Origin of the sequence: Antarctobacter sediminis (genome assembly GCF_019218285.1) — a bacterium.
Taxonomy (GTDB): Bacteria; Pseudomonadota; Alphaproteobacteria; order Rhodobacterales; family Rhodobacteraceae; genus Antarctobacter; species Antarctobacter sediminis.
The window spans coordinates 1,437,581-1,457,014 of sequence record NZ_JAHUZG010000002.1 but is presented as its reverse complement, the minus strand read 5'-3'; the positions used below and the strand labels follow the sequence as shown (position 1 = coordinate 1,457,014).

Annotated in this window: 18 protein-coding genes; 3 read left to right on the top strand and 15 right to left on the bottom strand. The window is 64.0% G+C overall.

The genetic code is table 11. The features are described 5' to 3' along the window. The first annotated feature begins 17 nt into the window (after positions 1 to 17). Both KJP30_RS14865 and cueR read left to right on the top strand, forming a co-directional pair. A complete protein-coding gene (locus tag KJP30_RS14865; RefSeq protein ID WP_218450043.1) occupies positions 18 to 2,483 on the top strand; it encodes a heavy metal translocating P-type ATPase in 2,466 nt (821 codons plus the stop codon). Then, positions 2,480 to 2,869 carry a Cu(I)-responsive transcriptional regulator gene (gene cueR, locus KJP30_RS14860; protein WP_218450042.1) on the top strand — a complete coding sequence of 130 codons (390 nt, stop codon included), beginning with the start codon at positions 2,480 to 2,482 and terminating at the stop codon, positions 2,867 to 2,869. The genes KJP30_RS14865 and cueR overlap by 4 nt, the downstream gene beginning before the upstream one ends. Here cueR and KJP30_RS14855 read toward each other — a convergent pair whose 3' ends face one another. From KJP30_RS14855 to KJP30_RS14805, 11 genes are all read right to left on the bottom strand, one after another. Further along, positions 2,870 to 4,201 (bottom strand): NAD(P)/FAD-dependent oxidoreductase, encoded by a 1,332-nt coding sequence (locus KJP30_RS14855; RefSeq protein ID WP_218450041.1) that lies wholly within the window; start codon positions 4,199 to 4,201, stop codon positions 2,870 to 2,872. Between the two features lie 55 nt (positions 4,202 to 4,256). Further along, positions 4,257 to 5,804 (bottom strand): trimethylamine methyltransferase family protein, encoded by a 1,548-nt coding sequence (locus KJP30_RS14850; RefSeq protein WP_218450040.1) that lies wholly within the window; start codon positions 5,802 to 5,804, stop codon positions 4,257 to 4,259. Positions 5,805 to 5,849: 45 nt separating this feature from the next. Continuing rightward, positions 5,850 to 7,340 (bottom strand): aldehyde dehydrogenase, encoded by a 1,491-nt coding sequence (locus tag KJP30_RS14845; protein ID WP_218450039.1) that lies wholly within the window; start codon positions 7,338 to 7,340, stop codon positions 5,850 to 5,852. Further along, positions 7,340 to 8,245, bottom strand: coding sequence for a dihydrodipicolinate synthase family protein (locus KJP30_RS14840; RefSeq protein WP_218450038.1), 906 nt, complete (start codon positions 8,243 to 8,245; stop codon positions 7,340 to 7,342). The genes KJP30_RS14845 and KJP30_RS14840 overlap by 1 nt, the downstream gene beginning before the upstream one ends. Before the next feature lies 1 nt (position 8,246). Further along, the gene (locus tag KJP30_RS14835; protein ID WP_218450037.1) at positions 8,247 to 8,951 is read right to left on the bottom strand and encodes a GntR family transcriptional regulator; all 705 of its coding nucleotides are present in this window, start codon (positions 8,949 to 8,951) and stop codon (positions 8,247 to 8,249) included. 216 nt (positions 8,952 to 9,167) lie between these two features. Further along, positions 9,168 to 9,653, bottom strand: a complete 486-nt coding sequence (locus tag KJP30_RS14830) for a copper chaperone PCu(A)C (RefSeq protein WP_218450036.1) — start codon at positions 9,651 to 9,653, stop codon at positions 9,168 to 9,170. Beyond that, entirely contained in the window at positions 9,650 to 10,963 is a 1,314-nt protein-coding gene (locus KJP30_RS14825) for an FtsX-like permease family protein (RefSeq protein WP_218450035.1), read from the bottom strand. The genes KJP30_RS14830 and KJP30_RS14825 overlap by 4 nt, the downstream gene beginning before the upstream one ends. Beyond that, positions 10,960 to 11,640, bottom strand: a complete 681-nt coding sequence (locus KJP30_RS14820; RefSeq protein ID WP_218450034.1) for an ABC transporter ATP-binding protein — start codon at positions 11,638 to 11,640, stop codon at positions 10,960 to 10,962. The genes KJP30_RS14825 and KJP30_RS14820 overlap by 4 nt, the downstream gene beginning before the upstream one ends. A gap of 6 nt (positions 11,641 to 11,646) precedes the next feature. Beyond that, positions 11,647 to 12,075: a hypothetical protein gene (locus tag KJP30_RS14815; RefSeq protein WP_218450033.1), complete on the bottom strand. Its 429-nt coding sequence runs from the start codon at positions 12,073 to 12,075 to the stop codon at positions 11,647 to 11,649. Between the two features lie 150 nt (positions 12,076 to 12,225). Further along, entirely contained in the window at positions 12,226 to 13,716 is a 1,491-nt protein-coding gene (locus tag KJP30_RS14810) for an alkaline phosphatase (RefSeq protein ID WP_218450032.1), read from the bottom strand. Between the two features lie 190 nt (positions 13,717 to 13,906). Beyond that, positions 13,907 to 14,812, bottom strand: a complete 906-nt coding sequence (locus KJP30_RS14805; RefSeq protein WP_218450031.1) for a 2-dehydro-3-deoxygalactonokinase — start codon at positions 14,810 to 14,812, stop codon at positions 13,907 to 13,909. A gap of 111 nt (positions 14,813 to 14,923) precedes the next feature. On the opposite strand from KJP30_RS14805, the gene KJP30_RS14800 reads away from it, so the two are divergent. Then, a complete protein-coding gene (locus KJP30_RS14800; protein WP_218450030.1) occupies positions 14,924 to 15,688 on the top strand; it encodes an SDR family oxidoreductase in 765 nt (254 codons plus the stop codon). Positions 15,689 to 15,718: 30 nt separating this feature from the next. Here KJP30_RS14800 and arsH read toward each other — a convergent pair whose 3' ends face one another. From arsH to KJP30_RS14780, 4 genes are all read right to left on the bottom strand, one after another. Continuing rightward, positions 15,719 to 16,438, bottom strand: a complete 720-nt coding sequence (gene arsH / locus KJP30_RS14795; protein ID WP_218450029.1) for an arsenical resistance protein ArsH — start codon at positions 16,436 to 16,438, stop codon at positions 15,719 to 15,721. Between the two features lie 11 nt (positions 16,439 to 16,449). Further along, positions 16,450 to 17,490: an ACR3 family arsenite efflux transporter gene (gene arsB, locus KJP30_RS14790; RefSeq protein WP_218450028.1), complete on the bottom strand. Its 1,041-nt coding sequence runs from the start codon at positions 17,488 to 17,490 to the stop codon at positions 16,450 to 16,452. Next, positions 17,487 to 17,849 (bottom strand): ArsR/SmtB family transcription factor, encoded by a 363-nt coding sequence (locus tag KJP30_RS14785; protein WP_218450027.1) that lies wholly within the window; start codon positions 17,847 to 17,849, stop codon positions 17,487 to 17,489. Before KJP30_RS14785 ends, arsB begins: the two co-directional genes overlap by 4 nt. Before the next feature lie 145 nt (positions 17,850 to 17,994). Then, positions 17,995 to 19,431 (bottom strand): MmgE/PrpD family protein, encoded by a 1,437-nt coding sequence (locus tag KJP30_RS14780; protein ID WP_218450026.1) that lies wholly within the window; start codon positions 19,429 to 19,431, stop codon positions 17,995 to 17,997. Positions 19,432 to 19,434 lie beyond the last annotated feature (3 nt).

Sequence of the window (19,434 nt, the reverse complement as noted above, 5' to 3'; positions counted from 1 at the left end):
CGCAGGAGGCAAAAGCCATGACTCAATTGCGATTCGAAGTGACCGGTCTGACCTGCGGCGGATGCGCCGGGCGGGCCGCAAAGGCGCTGCAAGGCGTCGATGGCGTGACAGTGGCCAGCGTCAACCTTGCCAACCGTATGGCGACGGTAGACACCAGCACCCCAGCCGAAGACCTGCGCGCTGCGCTGGACTCGGCGGGGTATCCCGCCGCCGAAACCCGCATCCGGCTTGCCATCGAGGGCATGAGCTGCGCCTCCTGCGTGGGCCGGGTGGAAAAGGCGCTGGCCGCTCAGCCCGGCGTGCTGGAGGCGCGGGTGAACCTGACCGCACAGACCGCCGAGGCGCGCGTGCTGGCCGGCAGCCTCGATCCGCAGACCCTCGCGCAGGCGGTAACGGAAGCGGGCTATCCCGCAACACCGATGGACAAGACAGCCACCGCCGACCCGGCAGACCGTCAGGCGGCAGAGGCAGAGGCCCTGAAACGCCAGACGCTGATCGCGGGGGCGCTGACCCTGCCGGTCTTTCTTGGCGTCATGGGCGGGCACCTGATTGCGCCGCTGCATCACTGGATCATGGGCACCTTGGGCCAGACAACGTGGTGGGCGGTGCAATTCGTGCTGACAACCGCGGTTCTGATCGGTCCGGGCCGCCGTTTCTATCGCATCGGCCTGCCGCTGCTGGCCAAGGGCGCGCCCGACATGAACACGCTGGTCGCCTTGGGCACGTTGGCCGCATGGGGCTATTCCTCCGTGGCACTGTTCGCGCCCGCTCTGCTGCCGGAAACCGCCCGCGCCGTGTATTTCGAGGCGGCGGCGGTGATCGTTACATTGATCCTGCTGGGCCGCTGGCTGGAGGCGCGCGCCAAAGGCCGCACCGGGGCCGCCATCCGCCACCTTCTGGACCTGCGCCCCGATCTGGCTCGCGTGGAACGGGACGGCCAGACCGTCGAAATCCCTTTTGACCGGCTTGAAAAAGGCGACATCCTGCAAGTCCGCCCCGGCGAACGCATTGCCACCGATGGCGTGGTTCTGACAGGGCGCTCTTTCGTCGAGGAAAGCATGGTCACCGGCGAACCCGCCCCGGTCGAGAAATCCGAGGGCACACAGGTTATCGGCGGCACGGTCAACGGTGCGGGCGCCCTGCGCATCCGGGCCGAGGCCGTGGGATCCGATACCGTCCTGTCCCGCATCGTCGCCATGGTGGAACAGGCGCAGGGCGCCAAGCTGCCGATCCAGGCCTTGGCTGACAGGGTCGTCCTGTGGTTTGTGCCCGCCGTGCTTGTGATCGCCGCGCTGACCGTCGGTGCATGGCTTCTCTTTGGTCCCGGCCTGACTCATGCGTTGGTGGCAGGTGTTTCGGTTCTGATCATCGCCTGCCCCTGCGCGATGGGGCTGGCCACGCCGGTGTCGATCATGGTCGGCACGGGCCGCGCCGCCGAAATGGGCGTGCTTTTCCGCAAGGGAGAGGCGCTGCAACGGCTGGACTCCGCCCAGATCATCGCCTTTGACAAGACCGGAACCCTGACCGAGGGTCGCCCCGCGCTGGTCCGCGCCGAAGCGGCTCAAGGGTTTGACGCCGAAGAGGTGCTGCGCCTTGCAGCCAGCGCCGAAAAGGGCTCGGAGCACCCGATCGCCCGCGCACTGGAACAGGCCGCGGGGAATGCCGTCGCGCCCGACGAGGTCGAAGCTATCCCCGGCCACGGCTTGCGCGCCCGGGTCGAAGGCCGCGCCCTTCTGGTGGGCAACGCTCGGCTCATGGCACGCGAAGGCATCGACATGACCGGTCTGTCGGACACCATGCACCAGATGGAACAGGCGGCACAGACCCCGGTTCTGGTGGCCGTCGACGGCCAGATCGCCGCCGCCTTTGCCGTGGCCGACCGGATCAAACCCGGCGCCCGCGCCGCTGTCGAGGCGCTGAAACAGGACGGCATGCAGGTCGCCATGATCTCTGGCGATGCCCGTCCCGTGGCCGAGGCCATCGCCCGCGATCTTGGCATCGATCATGTCGAGGCCGAGGTTCTCCCCGAAGGCAAGCTGGACGCCGTCCGCGCCCTGCGCGAACGTTTCGGCACCGTCATCTTCGTCGGCGACGGCATCAACGATGCCCCCGCGCTGGCCGAGGCCGACGTGGGTCTTGCCATCGGCACAGGCACCGATGTCGCCATCGAAAGCGCCGATGTGGTGCTGTCCTCGGGTGCCGTCGCCGGGGCGGTCAACGCGCTGCACATCAGCCGCGCCACCATGTCCAACATCCGCCAGAACCTCGTTTGGGCTTTCGGCTATAACGTGGCGCTGATCCCGGTGGCGGCGGGGGTGATCTACCCGCTGACCGGTCTCTTGCTGTCACCCATGCTAGCGGCCGGGGCCATGGCGCTGTCCTCGGTCTTTGTTCTGACCAACGCGCTGCGCCTGCGCCGCCTTGGTCAGGCGCTGGCAGAAACCCCCACATCCACGCCGCACCCGCAGGAGGCCATGGCATGAACATCGGACAAGTGGCCGAACGCGCGGGCCTGCCGCCCAAGACCATCCGCTACTATGAGGACATCGGCCTTGTGACGCCGCCGCGCGATGCCAATGGCTACCGCGCGTTCCGGGAAACCGATGTGCACAAGCTGGCCTTCCTTGCCCGCGCCCGGGCGCTGGGTTTCTCGATCGAGGATTGCCGCGCGCTTATGGGCCTGTACGAGGACGAAAGCCGCGCCAGCGCCGACGTCAAACAGGTCGCGCAGGATCACCTCGCGCGGATCGACGAAAAGATCGCCCAGCTCAAGGGCATGCGCGATACGCTGGCGACGCTGGTCCATGCCTGCCACGGCGACGACCGCCCCGACTGCCCGATCCTGCAGGACCTGGCCGAAGGGCATTAGTCACAACTCGCGCCCGGCCCGCTTCTCGCCCCAGCGCAGCACCGCGGTGGCGCCAATCCGCGCCACCGGCCCCCATGGCAGGCGCTGGGGTTCGGCCTCGGCCAGCATCCCGTCCAGCAGTTCTGACCCGACGCCCGATGCCTGTTCTGCGGCAAGCACACCACCCAGCGTCCCCTTCGCCAACCCAAGCCCGTTCTGGCAGCAGGCGCTGAACAACCCCTCGTCGCTCTGACCAAAGGCCGCCACCCCGTTGCGCGACAGGCACAGCCGTCCGCCCCAGCGGTATTCCATGTCGACCCCTGCCAGCATCGGGAACCGCGCCGCAAAGGCCCGGTCATGATCGCGGACCACCCGCGCCAACTGCGCGTCCGAGCTTTCCAGCGTCGGGTTATAGGTAAAGCGGTTGCGCACCACGATCCGGTCGCCCCCCGTACCGGAAATGCGCCGCACCGTCGTGCCCAGCGGATCGGACGGGGTGACACCCCAACGCGCCTGCCCGCCCAGCCGCGCGACCTCCCCCTCCGTCAGGGCACGGGTCATCGAGGCATAGGTGAAGACATGCATCAAGCGGCCCGTGAACTGGCCAAACGCCTCGGCATGCCCATTAACCGCCAAAATCACACGCGGCGCCACCACCTGCCCCTTCGGTGTCTTCGCCACCCAGTCGCCGGACCGGTCCAGCGCCACCACCGGTGAGCCTTCGTGGATCTGCACCCGGTTCGATGCCAGCCCCCGCGCCACCCCGCGCACATACATCGCGGGCTGCACCATGACGGCCCCGGGCGTGAACAACCCGCTGTGATAATAGCCAGTGCCGCAAAGCTCCTGCATCTGCCCGGCGTCCAGCATCTCGCACGGCTCGCCCAGCGCCTTCAGATGACGCGCGAAATCAAGGTTGTGCCTGTGCCCCTTCTCTGTCGCCGCGGCGTTGATCTTGCCGCAAGGGTCAAAGGCTTCCGGCGTCAGCCCGTATTCTTCGACCGCGCCGTGCGCAAATGCGATGGCATGGCGGTTGGCGCGGATCTGAAAACGGTCCCGCTCGATCGCGCCGCCGTAATCCTCGGATGTCAGGTCATGCGGCAGATCGATCATAAAGCCCGAGTTGCGGCCCGCCGGCCCCTCGGCCACGCGCCGCGCCTCCAGCACCACGATCCGGTCGCCCGGATGCAGTTGCGCCAGCCGCCGCGCCGCCGCCAAACCCGCGATACCCGCGCCGATCACCAGCCAATCCGCCGTGACCGCGCTCTCCAGCGGCACCGGAGCCGCCGCCTCGGGCAACAGGGCATTCCAACCCGCCGGACCGGGATCCACTGGCAAACGCGTGATCTTCATCGGGTTTCCCGCTTCTTCTTGGCCCAAATACTCATCCGCAGTCCTCGCCGCGCGCTCAGTGGTCCTGGTTCAGTGCATCCACCGCCGGGATCTCGCGCATCCGGCGCGCCATGTAATCGCGCAGCGCCGCGTCCTTGCCGGCATCCAGCTTTGGCTCTTGGTATTCGCCCAACAGCATCCGTGCTCGCGCCAGCGCGCGTTCGTTGATCTCGACGCTGCCCTCGGCCACCCATTGCTCGATCGAGTTGTTGTCGAACATCTCGGGCATAAAGAACGCGCGCTGGAAATTCTCCAGCGTATGCGCATGGCCAAGGTAGTGCCCACCCGGCCCCACGTCCGAGACCGCCGCCAGCGCCTCGTCGAAATCGTCCCAGCGGATACCCTCGGCCATGCGATAGGCCATGGCGCATTGCTCGGCATCGACGACGAATTTCGCCATGGAACAATGCATTCCCGCCTCGTTCCAGCCAGCCGAATGCCAGATGTAATTGGCACCCGCCATGATGACGGCCTGCAAAGTGGTGGCGGATTCATATCCCGCCTGCGCATCGAAGGTCTTGGCCCCGCCCAGCGTGTTCGAAGTCCGCCACGGCACGCGATAAAACCGCGCCATCTGCCCGATCATGAAGTTCATCAGGCTGATCTCGGGTGTGCCCGCCATGGGCGCCCCGGACTTCATGCTGACCGTCGACAGGTAGTGCCCGTAGATCGCGGGACAGCCTTTGCGGATCACCTGCGTATAGGCCAGCGCGCTCAGCGCCTCGGCGTTCAACTGCGCCACCGTCGGCGCAACCGAGGCCGGAGTATTCGCCCCGCCCAGCACGAAGGGCGAGCACAGCACCGGCTGGTTGCGGCGACAAAAAGCGCGCATCGCGCCCAGCATGGTTTCATCCCAGACCAACGGCGAGTTGCCGTTGCAGTTGCCGGTCGTGACCGCATGGGTCTCCAGATAGTCCTCGCCGAACAAGACCGCGCACATCTCCATCACGTCTTCGGCGTTCTTCGGACTGGTCGTCATGCCCATGAAGGTCTTGTCCGAATGTTTCATCGACGAATAGGTGATCGCCAGATGACGATGGCTCACCGGCAGGTCGCAGGGTTCCACGATGTGATGGGCGCTGGAATGCAGCGCGGGCAGCATGTGCGACAGCTTGTGAAAATTCGACAGGTCCTCCATCGTCGGCACCCGGCGTTCGTCGTTCAGGTCGCGCAGGAAGGGCGCGCCCGTCATCGGCACAAAGATCGAGTGATCCTTTCCGAAAGGCAGATCATTGGCCGGGTTGCGCGCGTGGTAGGTAAAGCTCTCGGGGATGGTCGAGATCAGCTCGCGCACCAAGTGGCGGTCAAGGTAGACGGTCTCGCCCTCGACCTTGGCACCTGCCCGCCGCCAATCCTCCAGCGCGATCGGGTCGCGGAACACCACGCCCACGTTTTCAAGGATGTGCATCGAGGCGGCGTCGATCCGCTCGATCTGTTCCTGGTCCATCGGTTCGACCAAAGGCAGGCGGCGCTTGAGCGCCGGCAGCATGGTGACATCGCGGGTTTCGCGGACGGCCTTGCGGGCACCACGGCCACGGCGGGCCGGACGGGCGGGTACGTTCATGGACGTGGCTCCTTTGGTCTTGGGGATGGCGGGCAGACGCCCGCCTTACATCACCTTGTCGGCGTCGTTCGGATCGCTGAGGTCGACCCAGATGGTTTTCAATTCGGTGTATTGGTCAAAGGCATGCACACCATTGTCGCGGCCGCCAAATCCGGACTGCTTGTAACCGCCGAACGGTGTGCTGATGTCCCCTTCGCCGTAGCAGTTCACCGTCACCGTCCCGGCACGGATCGCGCGGGCCGCCCGCAGCGCGGTGCGCGTATTGGCGGTAAAGACGCTCGCCGCCAGCCCGTAGTCCGTGTCATTGGCCAGCGCCAGCGCCTCATCCGTGCTTGAAACTTCGATCACGCTGAGGATCGGGCCGAATATCTCTTCTCGCGCGCGGGGATCGTCGCGCGTCACCTCGTAGACGGTGGGCGGCAGAAAGGCCCCGTCAGCCGCGCCCCCGGCCAGCGCCTCGCCGGACAGGTAGCTGGTCACCTTGGCGCAATGTGCGCTGTCGATCAGCGCCCCAAGGTGGTTGGCCGGGTCCAGCGGATCCCCGGTCTTCCAGTCGCGCAACCGCGCCAGAAGCCGCTCGATCAGCGGTGCCTTCACCGCCTTGTGCACGATCAACCGCGACCCGGCCGAGCAATTCTCGCCCATGTTCCAGAAGGCCGCATTGGCCACATGTTCGGCCACAAGATCGAGGTTCTCGGCATCCTCCAGCACAACCGCCGGGTTCTTGCCACCGCATTCCAGAACGACCTTCTTCAGGTTCGAATCCGCCGCGTAATGCAGGAACCGCCGCCCGGTGTCGGTAGAGCCGGTAAAGCTCACCATGTCCACGTCCATGTGGCGGCCCAGCGGTTCCCCGACCGAAGGCCCGTCTCCCGGCAGCACTTGCAGCACGCCGCGCGGCAGCCCGGCCTCCATCGCCAGTTCCGCCATGCGCAACGCGGTCAGCGAGGTCTGCTCTGCCGGTTTCACGATCACCGAACAGCCCGCCGCCAGCGCCGGTCCGATCTTCCATGCCAGCATCAGCAGCGGAAAATTCCACGGCAGGATCGCCGCTACCACGCCGATGGGTTCGCGCACGATCATGGAAATCGCATCGTCGCCGGTGGGCGCGGTCTGGTCATACAGCTTGTCGACGGCCTCGGCGTGCCACTTGATGGTGTGGATCGCCTCGGGCACGTCCACCAGTTCGCAATCGCGGATCGGCTTGCCGGACTCGAGGCTTTCCATCACTGCCAGTTCACGCCGGTTGCGGGTCATCAGCTTGCACAGGCGGATCAGAACGTCCTTGCGTTCAGACGGGTGCAGCCGCGCCCAGCGCCCCTGGTCAAAGGCCTCGCGCGCCTTTTCCACCGCAAGGTCCACATCCTCGGCATTGGCAGTCGAGATCTGGGCCAGTTCCTCGCCCGTGGCCGGGTTCAGCGTGGCCATCATCGCGCCACCGCCGCGCCGGAACTTGCCGTCGATAAAGGGCGCGGCGGGGAAATTCATGTCAGCAGCAAGCGCGGCATAGTCCGCACGGGTCAGAAGATCGCTCATCACAGGGCTCCTTCGATGGCGGCAAGGCTCTTGTTCATGGTCCGGATGACCTCTTCGAGCTCGCGCTTGTCATCCTTGTTCAAGGGTTGCAGCGGGCGGCGCGGCGGGCCGGCGTCGATGCCGCGCAGGGTCAGTCCGTGCTTGATGCACTGGATGAACTTGCCGCCCTGCTCCAGCACGCGCATCAGCGGCAGCATGGCCGACATGATCGCGCGCCCCTTGGTGAAATCGCCCTCGACGGCACAGGCGCGATACATGGCGATATGCGCCTCGGGGGCAAAGTTCGACCCGGCGCAGACCCAGCTGCGCGCACCCCAGGCAAAGAACTCCAGCGCCTGGTCATCCATGCCGCAGCTCAGCGCGATATGCGGGTAGTCCCGCGCCAGCATGTGCAGCCGGTTGATATCGCCCGAGCTTTCCTTGATGGCGCAGAAATTCGGCGAACGCCCCAGCCGGTCCAGCGTTTCCTCGTCCATGTTCACGGACATGCGGCCGGGATAGTTGTACAGCATCACCGGCAGGTTCGCGGCCCGGTCAATGGCCAGCGCGTGCAGGGCGATTTCCCGCGCGGTGGGATAGGCATAGGGCGGCGTCGCAATCAGGATCGCATCCGCTTCTGCGGCCTTCGCGGCCTTGGCATAGGTGATCGCCTCTTCGGTGCGGATCGCACCGGTGCCCACGATCATCGGCACGCGCCCCGCGATCAGGTTCTTGACCCGCGGGATCAGGTCCAGCCGCTCCTCGGCGCTCTGGGCATAATATTCGCCCGTGGTTCCGGCCACGATCAGCCCGTGCACCCCGGCACCGATCAACAGCTCGACCGTAGCGGCCAGCGCCTCTTCGTTCAGGGTGAAATCCGCGTGGTACGGCGTGACCAGCGGCGTGTAGATGCCTTCGAATTGCATGTCAGCCGGCCTCCTTGGCAGCATCGAAACTCACCACGTCCATCGGCAGCGGATCGGGGCGGACAAAACGTTCCATCTGGTCGCGCGACAGGTCCCAATGTTGCAGGGTCAGGTCCACGGCCACGTCGGGCGCCTGTTTCTCGATGGCGGCGATCATTGCGTCATGCTGCTGCGCCGCCTTCTTCACCAGCTTCTTTTCCTTCTTCGATGTCGGGCGATAGAAGGTCTGGCTAAGCCGGGTGTGGTCGATCAGCATCCGGTTCAGCGCCGGCATCATGTAGGGATTGGCCGCCATGTCGCCGATCTGCTGGTGGAACAGGTGGTTTTCCAAAGCGGCGGTCGCGGTGTCCTCGGCCTCGGTCGCGGCAAGAAAGCGAAGCTGCGTTTCCTTCAGCGCCCCCATCTGGTCGCTGCGCCGGTTTTCCGCTGCGAGCCGCGCCATGGTGGCATAGACCAAGGGCGCCGTCTGGAAAAAGCAGCGCATGACGTTGAAATCCATCGAGGTCACGCGCGCACCCCGGTTCGTTTCCAGCCGCAGATAGCCCTCACCCGACAAGGTCTGAAAGATCTCGCGCAGCGGGGTGCGGGACAGACCGTATTCCTTGGCGATCTGGGTTTCGTCCAGTTCGGCCCCGGGGGCCAGGTCGAGCCGCAGGATACGTTCTTTCAGCGCGTCGCGGCAGGCGATCTTGGGACTTGCGGTCATGTCGGCTCCTCGTTGCTGACAAGATCCCTACGTCAAGTACACAGATTCGGTCAATCCTTGTATACATCACGCATACATTTTTCGACGGTCAAAAAAATGGGCCGACCCGCTGGCCGACCCAAACACCTTTGGCTGCTTTGCCCTGCGCCACCTCAAGGGACGGCGGGCGGGGCGATGTTCTGTCCGCAGGACAGGACGAGCGTCCGTCCCGCCGACTTAGTGCGAATGCCCCGCGTGACCGTGCTGGCGGGCGTCTTCGGGTTCGACGGCAACGTCGATTTCCAACTCACCCGCCGAGGTCAGCAAGATAACCTCCCAGTGATGGCCCTCTGCCAATTCTTCGGCCAACCCGTCGAATTGGATCGCCACACCGTCGGGCGTCAGATCCAGATGCTTGCCCGGCGCGACGGGAATCGGCGGCAGCGGGTCAAAGCCGGAAACGCCTTCCTTCATCCGAAACCCCACAAGCTGGCCTTCCAACCCGCTTTCCAGACGCGCCCCGATGATTTCGACCGGGGCGTCGCCTTCATTGTGCAATTCCATGAACAGCAGGGCGTGGTCATGATCTGTGGCATTGGTCCAGGGGTGCAGGATTTCCAGCCCGCCAATCTCGAACACATGCTCTGGCTCGGCGTGGTCATGGCTTTCTTCGGCCATGACGGGAGCGGCGAACAGCAGGGCCGCAACAAGGATGTTTTTCATTGGCGAAGGTTCTCCACGATGGGGCGCGTCAACACGACAAGCGCCGGAACAAGCGAAAGCAGGGAAGTGGCCGACAGGAACGCCAGCGCAAGATTGACTTCGGACCATGTGATCGATGCGGTCACGAGAATATCTGTCCGCTCGGTCACGATCCGGGACAGAACAGCGGCGGCGGCAAAGCCAAAGGCCAGCCCTAACAGGGTTCCGGCCACCAAAAGCGAGACGCCGTAGCTCCAGACCACGGCCATGACAAAGCGGCGCGGCGCGCCCAAGGCGCGCAGCATGGCAAGTTGCCGCTGGAACAGTCGCGACAGGATAAACAACCCCAACAGAACCGAGGCCGCCACAAGAACCTGTGTCACGACAGACATGATCGACATGGCCTGCCGCACGTCCCCCATGACCCGGTACAGGTTGGCCAGAACCGTACCCGGGAAAAAGGCCATGGTCTCTCCGGCCTCGGTAAACTCGGAGCGAAGGGCGTAGTTGGCCCAAAGCTCGGTCGCACGGACCAGAACCGCCGGTGTGCCGGGGAACAACGCGGGGTCATAAGGCGGGCCAATCTTGTCGCCGTCCTCGAACGGGTGACCATTGGCCAGACCATGCACCTCCCAGACGGTTTCAACAGGGATCAGGATGGCACGATCCCAGGGTGAACCGCTGCGGGCCATTCGCCCGACAACCTCGATTTCGAACCCGTCATGCGCGCCATGCTCCACTGCATCGCCTCGCCCATGCGCCGGGGTAAAACGGTCGCCGATCTCAAGGTCGATGGCCGCGCCGACCACCGCCTCACCGGAACGGGCAAAGATACGGCCATCAATCTGCCCATCCGACAGATGCGTCACAAAATCGGCGATGGTGCCCACGACAGGGGCACCATCATAGCTGTCGCCAAAGGCAATCGGCGCGGCGATGTCCACCCGTTCGTGATTGGCGATCCGGTCAAAGGCCGCGCCATCCAACAGGGGCACGGCCGATGGTTGAAGAAAAACCGAGGCCATCATCATGGTCAGTTCTGACCCTGGCGCGGACACCACAAGATCGAACTTTTCGGCCGCGCGGGCCGTGCCAACGCGCAGGCCGCGCTCTTGCGCAATCAGGCCGATGCCCATGCCGGTGCTGACCGCGATCAGCAAAACGAACATCAGGTTGGCCCAGCGAAACCGCCACATCAGCGCACCGACCAGAGGCAGCGGCCGGAAGCCGCGCAGCAGCACCGCACCGATCAGCACCAGCGGCACCAGCAGGCCAGCCGCGATCAGGATGTCCTGCGCAAGGACAGGCAGTTCGTCCCAAAGGTCTCTCATACCTGTGCGGCCCTGCTGTCTGAGGTGAGCTGCCCGTCCTGGATGGTCAGGACCCGGTCCAGCCGATCCAGAAGGTGGAGGTCATGACTGACGGCGATCAGCGTCTTGCCCCCGTGCCGCGCCAGCGCGATGAGGTCGTCGATCAGCCGGTCAGCGGCGGGGCGATCAAGGCTGGCGGTGGGTTCATCCGCCAGCAGGATACCCGGATCGGTGGCAAGGGCGCGCGAAATTGCAACACGCTGCCGTTCGCCACCGGAAAAAGAGGCCACCGTCCGGGTGTCACCGGGGACACCAAGATGGCTCAGGCGGTCAGCGGCGCGCGCGCGCAGGCTGGCGCGGTCGGCGCGGCGACCAAACAGGGCGGCAAGCCCGGCATTGGCCAGCGGTGACAGTTCGTCAAACAGAAGAAAGTCCTGAAAGATCAGCCCCATGTTCGCCGCGCGAAAGGCTGTGCGCTTCTCTGGCCCCATGCGGGCCAGATCCGCCGCGCCCCATCGGATGCTGCCCTCGGCCTCCAGCAGACCGCTCAGCGCATGCAGCAACGTCGATTTCCCGGCCCCGGACGGCCCGCGAATCCCGATCAGCGCCCCGGCCGGGGCGGACAGCGCCGGAACAGTCAACAGCTTGCGCCTTCCGACCCGGACCGTGAGATCGGCAATTTCGAGAGGAAGGGCCATGCTGTTTCAGTCTTCTCCGTAGGTGGCATCTGTCAGCCGGACGAGGCTGACGAATCCAGTCTCGGGGTCTTTGTAGCTTCCCAGTTCAAGAACCCCGCGCGCGGTGATCTTAACGTTATAAGGTAACACTTCAACCACACGCTTGGTGTAAACGGCAAGAATGTCATCGGGCCATTCGGCCTCGGTCTCGCAGAAGGGGCAGACTGACATCGGCATCTTGGTCAGGACAAAGAACTGCGACTCTGCCTTCAAAGGCGGTGCCATGAACCCTTCGAATGTCAGACGCTGCCCTGCGCCATCAAGCGCGATGGCCGACATATCGCCATTCTTTTCATAGAGTTCGCGGATTTTCAGGGCGTTGTCCTGCGCCAAGGCCGGTGCGGCCACAAGGGCGGGCGCGGCAAGGGCGCTGCGAAGAAATGCACGGCGGTACATGGGCTTGCTCCTTCCGGGTTCGAGGATCGGCACGCTACATTCCGCAATCGGAATGCAACCGTCTTCCGACAATGTGCCGCCGACCTCTGCCAGCGGCAAAAGAAAAAGGCCCGGGACAGATTGCCCCGGGCCCAATTCCTAGTACGTCGATTACTCGGCGTTCACAGCATGGTGCATCACGTGAAAGATCACGTTCTGCTCGATGGTGCTGTCAAAGAGATGCGCCCAGGGACCCTTGGCGTAGACCATGACGTCCTCACCCGAATGGGTTTCCGACGACATCGGAATCAGCGCCTGCTGGAGGTAGTCCAGATCGGTTGCGTCTTCCTGCGTCACGTCGGGGCGACCGCCGGCAAACGTGCCGTCTTCGCCTTCGACCAGCACGGTGCCCGCGCCGTTCAGGTAGCCGATAACGGTGTAGGGCTTGCCGTCCTTGGCAAGCAGCGCCTCGCCCGAATGCTTTACGTCGGTCTTGGAAACGCCGTAGCACAGGCCGAGGATGTCGGACCCGCGGCCACAATAGCCATTGAAGGCAATCGCGTGCTCATGGTCGGCGGTCACGATGATCAGCGTGTCGGCATCATCGGTCAGCTCGTCCGCGATCTTGACCGCATCCATGAAAGCGACGCCGTCGCGCAGAACGCGTGCCGCGTTGCCGGCGTGGTTCGCGTGATCGACGCGGCCCGCTTCGATTTCGAGGAAGAAGCCGTTGTCGTTCTGCTGGAGGAACTCGATGGCCTTTTTGGTCATGTCGGCCAGCGAGGGCTCGTCCTCATCGGCCCGATCGGCTTCGTATTCCATATGGCTGTCGTTGAACAGCGCAAGGATCGGGCTGTCCATGGTCAGCGCGCTGAAGGTTTCGGTGTTCCACGCGTACTGGATACCGGCGTCCTTGGCATTGTCGATCAGGTTGACGCCATCGGTGCGGCGGCCTTTCTTGCCTTCGCCCAGTTCAACACCTTCCGGACCAAAGAAGCGGCGGCCGCCCCCCATGGCAAGGTCGATCACGCCTGCATTCATCTGGTCGATCAGCTGAGCGGCGATGTCCTTCTGCGCGGTGCAGCCCTCGGGCACAGCGCCTTCCCAGTTGCGGTTCGCGGTCTTGGAATAGACGGCGGCCGGGGTTGCGTGGGTCAGGCGGGCGGTCGACACGACGCCAACGGATTTACCCATGCCGGTGACGATCTCGGCAAAGGTGGTCAACTCGTTGCCTGCAACGGTCGAGCAGTCATCGTGGATGCCGCCATCGCCGAGGTTGATCAGGTTGAAGCGCTGCTTGACGCCTGTGTTCATCGCGCCAGCGGTCGGAGCCGAGTCCGGGGTCTGGGCGTTGATGTTGTAGGTCTTGACCAGAGCCGCCGACCAATCGGTGGTCTCAAACGGCAGCACGTGCTCTTCGCCCAGCAGACCCATCTGCTGGCCCGCGAACAGGCGGGTGGCGTAGTTGGTGCCCACACCGTTGCCATCCGCAACCAGCAGGATGACGTTCTTGGCGCGCTGGGTGTTCGGCTGGCGCGCGATCAGCGCGTCGATGTGGGCCTGACCAGCAGCGAACCATTCGCTGGATGCTTGCGGCAGATCCTGCGCGAACGCCGGGAACGCGGCAGCGATGGCTGCAACGGATGCAAGGGTCTTTTTCATGGGAAGTGCCTCCGAGTTGGCGGATTTCTGCCCGTCGCATAGGGCGCTTCCGTCTCGGATATTTTACACTTTTGTAACGAAACGGTAAAAGCAGCAGGTTTCGAAACCGAAGCCTGCTGTTAGCCGTTGCCGTTGATACGTTATAACATCCCGATCCTGCCCGTCAAGCCCGGAATGACGCGAAAACGCGTCACGCAGAGGAAGACAATTGGCGGTACGCTGCGGTCAGGCCCGCCCGCGTGACACCGTCCACCGGCATCAGGCGCGGCTGCACGCCTTGCGGACCAAGGGCGGCGGCATAGGCGCGTGCAAGGCCGTCTTCGCCAAGGATCACCACCTCCTGCCCCAGCCAATAGGGTCGAGCGGCGGAAAGCTCTGCGCCGATCAACAACCCTGACAGCCGCGCCCGCGTAGCTGCGGCCTCGGTTCCGTTCAGGAGCGATCCCGCCCGCAAGGAAAACAGCCCGGAGGCCAGACCGGCAGGGCGCGACAGCGTATCTCCAACCGCATCGGCAAAGACCGCATCCTCCCAACCGTCCTCGGCAAGGCTGTGACGCAGGACGGATTGCCGCGACAAAAGGGCAAAAAGCTCTCCTGTCATGAAGGTTCGGAAAGACACGATTTCCCGGGCACTGACATGCACCCATTTCGTATGCGTGCCGGGTAGACAGAGGACCCCATCAAAACGGGGCTCTTGCGCGAGAAACCCGGCAATCTGGGTTTCTTCACCGCGCATCACATCTGCCGGGCGATCCTGCTTGATCCCCGGCAGGATATACACCTCCAGCCGCGGGTCGGACACCGGCGGTCGGATGCCCGCGACCGGCGGCTCGCATGGCACGGCGACATAGGGCGCTTCGGCCCAGCCCTGCCGCGCCCCGGCCATACCGCAGATCACCACTGGCGTTTGCCCCGGCGCCAGCCGCTCCCCGACAAGATCCAGCAAGGCGGGTTCAAAACCTTCCGGCGACAACTGCCCCATGCCACGGTCCGAATCCAACCGCTCGATCGGCATGTCATCCGCGCCCATCAACCAGACGCGAAGGCGCGTCGTTCCCCAGTCCACGGCAAGCCATTTCGGCATTGGTGTCGACATGATTGCGCACTCCACATTGTTGCACCCGATGCCAGCCCCACGCCCATTGCTTGACATCCTCACGGCATGTGGGCGCTATCCCACCATATTACCACCGGAGGAGAAGGTCCCATGTCCAATCTGTTCTCGCTGGCCGGACGCCGCGCGCTTGTCACCGGGTCGTCACAGGGCATCGGCTTTGCCCTTGCACGGGGACTCTACGAGGCTGGCGCCGAGATCGTCCTGAACGGCCGCGATACGGGCAAGCTGGCACAAGCCGCCGACACGCTGCGGGCCGAAGGCGCCACTGTTCACGAACTGGCTTTTGACGCAACGAACCATGACAGCGTGCGCGCGGCCATCGACGGGTTCGAATCCACCCATGGTGCCGTCGACATCCTCGTGAACAACGCCGGGATGCAGTATCGCACTCCATTGGAGGATTTCCCGGCAGACATGTTCGAGAAACTGCTGCAAACCAATATCGCCAGCGTTTTTCACGTCGGGCAGGCCTGCGCGCGCCACATGATCGGCAGGGGACGCGGCAAGATCATCAACATCGCTTCGGTCCAGACCGCGCTCGCCCGTCCTGGGATCGCCCCCTACACAACAACCAAGGGCGCCGTTGGCAACCTGACCAAAGGCATGGCGACAGACTGGGCCAAGCACGGGCTGCAATGCAATGCCATCGCGCCCGGCTATTTCGACACCCCGCTGAACGAGGCGCTCGTCAATGACCCGGAGTTTTCGGCATGGCTGGAGAAACGCACCCCCGCAGGCCGCTGGGGCAAGGTCGAGGAACTGGTGGGCGCCTGTGTCTTCCTGTCGTCGGATGCGTCCAGCTTTGTGAACGGGCACACGTTGTTCGTGGACGGAGGGATCACCGCCTCGCTGTGATCCCCCTGCCCTTTTTGGTCAGCGCTGTATTCAGCTTCCAACCGCTTTGGACTGGTTCACCCGCTTTGACAGATCGGCCCGGCTTTCCACCCGTTCCGAATAGCGATCGACAAGGTGATCGCGAATGTCGCGCGTCAGCAGGGTGAACTTGACCAGCTCCTCCATCACGTCGACAATCCGATTGTAATAGGGCGAGGGCTTCATCCGGCCCTCGTCATCGAATTCATCCCACGCGCGGGCCACCGAAGACTGGTTCGGAATGGTCAACAGGCGCATCCAGCGGCCAAGAATACGCAGCTGGTTCACGGTGTTGAAACTTTGGCTGCCGCCGCAGACTTGCATCACGGCCAGCGTCTTGCCTTGGGTCGGACGCACTCCGCCCAGCGACAGCGGGATCCAGTCAATCTGCGATTTCATCAGGCCGGTCATTGCCCCGTGCCGCTCTGGCGAGGACCAGACCATACCTTCGGACCAGGTCACGAGGTCGCGCAGTTCGGCCACCTTGGGGTGACCGGGTTCGGCCGTGTCCACTTGCGGCAGACCCTGCGGATCAAAGATCCGCACCTCGGCGCCAAACCGGGACAGGATCCGCCCAGCCTCTTCGGCGCTCAGGCGCGAATAGCTGCGTTCGCGAAGCGAGCCGTAAAGGATCAGGATACGCGGCGCGTGCGTGCTATGGTCTTGCGGGAAAAGGCTGTCCGTGGTGATCGGGTGCAGGCTTTCGTCCTGAATGTTCGCTGTGTCGGTCATGCGCAAACCCCTCAGTTGAACCGCGCGCGGGTGCGGTTGGCAAAGGCCACCAGCGACAGCATGACGGGAACCTCAACCAGTACACCGACAACCGTGGCAAGCGCCGCGCCCGAGTTGAGGCCAAAGAGGCTGATTGCAACGGCAACCGCCAGCTCGAAGAAGTTCGAGGTGCCGATCATCGCACAGGGCGCAGCGATCCGGTGCGGCACCTTCAACGCATAGGCCGCGCCATAGGCCAGCGCAAAGATGCCATAGCTTTGGATCAGGATCGGCACGGCGATCAACGCGATGACAAGGGGCCGCGCAAGGATGACTTCGCCCTGCAAACCGAAAAGGATCATGACCGTCGCGATCAGACCGACCACTGACCAGGGTTTCACCCTTGCGGTGAAGGAGTCGATGGCCTGCTGACTGCCCAGCGCCCGACGCGTCAACAGTCCGGCCAACAGCGGCAACACGACGTACAGAACGGTCGCCAGAACCAAGGTTTCCCAAGGCACGGTGATCTCTGTCACGCCCAACAGGAAGGCAACGATCGGCGCAAAAGCCACGACCATGATCAGATCATTCACCGAAACCTGCACCAGCGTGTAGGTGGCGTCGCCGCGCGTCAGTTGCGACCAGACAAAAACCATGGCCGTACAGGGCGCAGCGCCCAGCAGGATCAGGCCCGCAGTGTATTGCGCCGCATCCTCGGGGGCGATCCAGGGCGCAAAGACGTGATCGAAGAACAGCACCGCCAATAGCGCCATTGTAAAAGGCTTGATCATCCAGTTGACGACAAGCGTAACGATCAGCCCGCGTGGTTGCCGCGCAACGCCCGAGACTGCGCCGAAATCCACACCCACCATCATCGGATAGACCATGGCCCAGATCAGGACCGCTACGACAAGGTTGATGCTGGCCACCTCGGCGGCGGCAACGGCTTCGACCGCTCCGGGGGCCATGACACCAATGGCGATGCCGACGATCATGGCCAGCGCAACCCAAAGGGTCAGATATCGTTCGAATGTGCCCATCGGCGAGGGCGCGTGAGAGGTTGTATCGGTCATTTGTCTCTTGCCGGGGATTGAGAAGTCAGCGGTCCGCAGGTGATCTGATCCAGCAGCGGTCTGCACAGGTCTGCACGGCCACCACAGCAGTCCTCCATCAGGAAGGACAGCAGGTCGCGCATCCCGTCCATATTGGCGAAATAGCGGATCGACCGGCCCTCGCGGATAGAGCGGATCATGCCTGCGGCGGACAGGATGTTAAGATTGTTGGACAGGGTATTGGGACGGATTTCCAGCGTTTTGGCAATCTGCCCCGCAGATGCCCCCTCGGCCCCGGCGCGGATCAGCAAACGGAACACATCGATTCGGATGTCATGCGCGAGGGCAGAGAGGGTTTCTATGGCGCCATTCTTTTCCATAGTTCATGTATATTCGAAATGAGTGGAGCCGCAAGCCGTCATTTGTCGCGCATGGCGGGCATGCGTCCTGTCGGGGAACGGTAACGCGAAAATGCAGACGCGCCCCGCCGGGGCGGAGCGCGTCCTATTGCGACCTTGGCCGGGGTCAGCGCGCGGACGTCAGGCCCTGCGCCAACACGGATCCCGCATCTTGCAGATCAAGGATGTTCCAGCCGTTCCGGATCAGTGTATCTTGTTCCGCCTCGCTCAGCACTCCGTCGCAGCAGGACCGCACCTTGGCGACCACTTCGTCGTCGGACAGCGGATTTTCCGGTCCGCCGCGATAGCGTTCGTCTGCCCAGCCCGCGACCTCGGAGCCGTCCTTGAGCCGGATCGTGATCCGCGAGCGCATCTTGTCAAAGCCCTGCGCCTCGATCTCGGGGTCCAGTTCGGTGCGGATGCGGCGTTGCATCGCCTGCATGTCATCCGAGCCGACGAAAGCGTCAGAGAACTCGACCTTGCCGGCCTGCCGCGCCAGAGCGATCATCGCCAACGCCGCCGGCAATGAGAATTTCGCCTGAAGGTGGTTCGCCGCGATGGGGTAGCGGATCGGTTTGAGGATATTGGTGCCCGCGTGAACGGTGACGGTATCGATATCCTCGGCGCGGATGTCCGCATCCGTCACCAACCGCAGCATCAGGTCGATGGTGGGATGGGTCAGCACGCCACAGGGGTAGGGTTTGATCGACACGCCGGGATCCACGATCGTCCATGTCTTGCCAAAGCCCTGCGCAATCTTTTCGGGGCTGGCGCCACCGCCCTGAACAGCCATGAAGCCCCACGGACCATCCAGCGCCGTCGGATCGGCGGTATAACCGCGCGCGGCCAGCAGCGCGGCAGTCACACCGTTTTCAGCCGCGCGCCCCACATGCAGCGGTTTCGTCATGGTGCCAAAGTTGCAGCGGATTCCGGCGGCAAAGCTGGCGGCGATGCCAAAACCGTGGCGCAGTTTCTCACCGGTCAGACCCATCAGCTTGGCCGCTGCCACAAAGGCCCCGAAATGGCCCACGGTGCCAGAGGAATGCATCCCCTGCATGTAGTGCTGCGGCAGCATCCATTCCGAAATCTTGCATTCGACCTCAAAGCCGGTGAGGAAGGCCAACATGAAATCCCGGCCCGACACATTGCCCAAACGCTGCGACATGACGATGGCGGCGGTCAGCGGCGGAATCGTCGGATGGGTCAAAAGACCGTAGATATGGGCAGGGTCGATGCTGACCTGACTGTCGTCCCAGTCATGCGCGTGACCAGCAGTTCCCAGCACCCGTGCAGCCATAGGCGCGGGCACCTTGATGTTCCGACCCAGCAACAGCGCGTCTTCGCGCCCGCCCATTTCCAAAGCTTCGTCGACGAGAATGTCCAGTGTGTGTTCTTCGGAGCCGGCCACGTACAGTCCCAGACCGTCCAGCAGGCAGCGCTTACCGATGCGCAGGGCTTCTTCGGGTATGTCGTCGAAGGTGACGCTTTCGACAAAGGCGGCGGCATCGGCCGTCATGGTGGTGTCCTGCGGCATCTCCGCAAAGGCGTTTTGAGCTACTGACATGGA

Bases quoted from the DNA above. Each gene is read 5' to 3' on its own strand.
- KJP30_RS14805 (WP_218450031.1), bottom strand. From the start codon at position 14,812: ATGTCGACACCAATGCCGAAATGGCTTGCCGTGGACTGGGGAACGACG.
- KJP30_RS14835 (WP_218450037.1), bottom strand. From the start codon at position 8,951: ATGACCGCAAGTCCCAAGATCGCCTGCCGCGACGCGCTGAAAGAACGT.
- KJP30_RS14840 (WP_218450038.1), bottom strand. From the start codon at position 8,245: ATGCAATTCGAAGGCATCTACACGCCGCTGGTCACGCCGTACCACGCG.
- KJP30_RS14780 (WP_218450026.1), bottom strand. From the start codon at position 19,431: ATGTCAGTAGCTCAAAACGCCTTTGCGGAGATGCCGCAGGACACCACC.
- cueR (WP_218450042.1), top strand. From the start codon at position 2,480: ATGAACATCGGACAAGTGGCCGAACGCGCGGGCCTGCCGCCCAAGACC.
- KJP30_RS14800 (WP_218450030.1), top strand. From the start codon at position 14,924: ATGTCCAATCTGTTCTCGCTGGCCGGACGCCGCGCGCTTGTCACCGGG.
- KJP30_RS14815 (WP_218450033.1), bottom strand. From the start codon at position 12,075: ATGTACCGCCGTGCATTTCTTCGCAGCGCCCTTGCCGCGCCCGCCCTT.
- KJP30_RS14785 (WP_218450027.1), bottom strand. From the start codon at position 17,849: ATGGAAAAGAATGGCGCCATAGAAACCCTCTCTGCCCTCGCGCATGAC.
- KJP30_RS14845 (WP_218450039.1), bottom strand. From the start codon at position 7,340: ATGAGCGATCTTCTGACCCGTGCGGACTATGCCGCGCTTGCTGCTGAC.
- KJP30_RS14825 (WP_218450035.1), bottom strand. From the start codon at position 10,963: ATGAGAGACCTTTGGGACGAACTGCCTGTCCTTGCGCAGGACATCCTG.
- arsH (WP_218450029.1), bottom strand. From the start codon at position 16,438: ATGACCGACACAGCGAACATTCAGGACGAAAGCCTGCACCCGATCACC.
- KJP30_RS14820 (WP_218450034.1), bottom strand. From the start codon at position 11,640: ATGGCCCTTCCTCTCGAAATTGCCGATCTCACGGTCCGGGTCGGAAGG.
- KJP30_RS14850 (WP_218450040.1), bottom strand. From the start codon at position 5,804: ATGAACGTACCCGCCCGTCCGGCCCGCCGTGGCCGTGGTGCCCGCAAG.
- KJP30_RS14830 (WP_218450036.1), bottom strand. From the start codon at position 9,653: ATGAAAAACATCCTTGTTGCGGCCCTGCTGTTCGCCGCTCCCGTCATG.
- KJP30_RS14865 (WP_218450043.1), top strand. From the start codon at position 18: ATGACTCAATTGCGATTCGAAGTGACCGGTCTGACCTGCGGCGGATGC.
- KJP30_RS14810 (WP_218450032.1), bottom strand. From the start codon at position 13,716: ATGAAAAAGACCCTTGCATCCGTTGCAGCCATCGCTGCCGCGTTCCCG.
- KJP30_RS14855 (WP_218450041.1), bottom strand. From the start codon at position 4,201: ATGAAGATCACGCGTTTGCCAGTGGATCCCGGTCCGGCGGGTTGGAAT.
- arsB (WP_218450028.1), bottom strand. From the start codon at position 17,490: ATGACCGATACAACCTCTCACGCGCCCTCGCCGATGGGCACATTCGAA.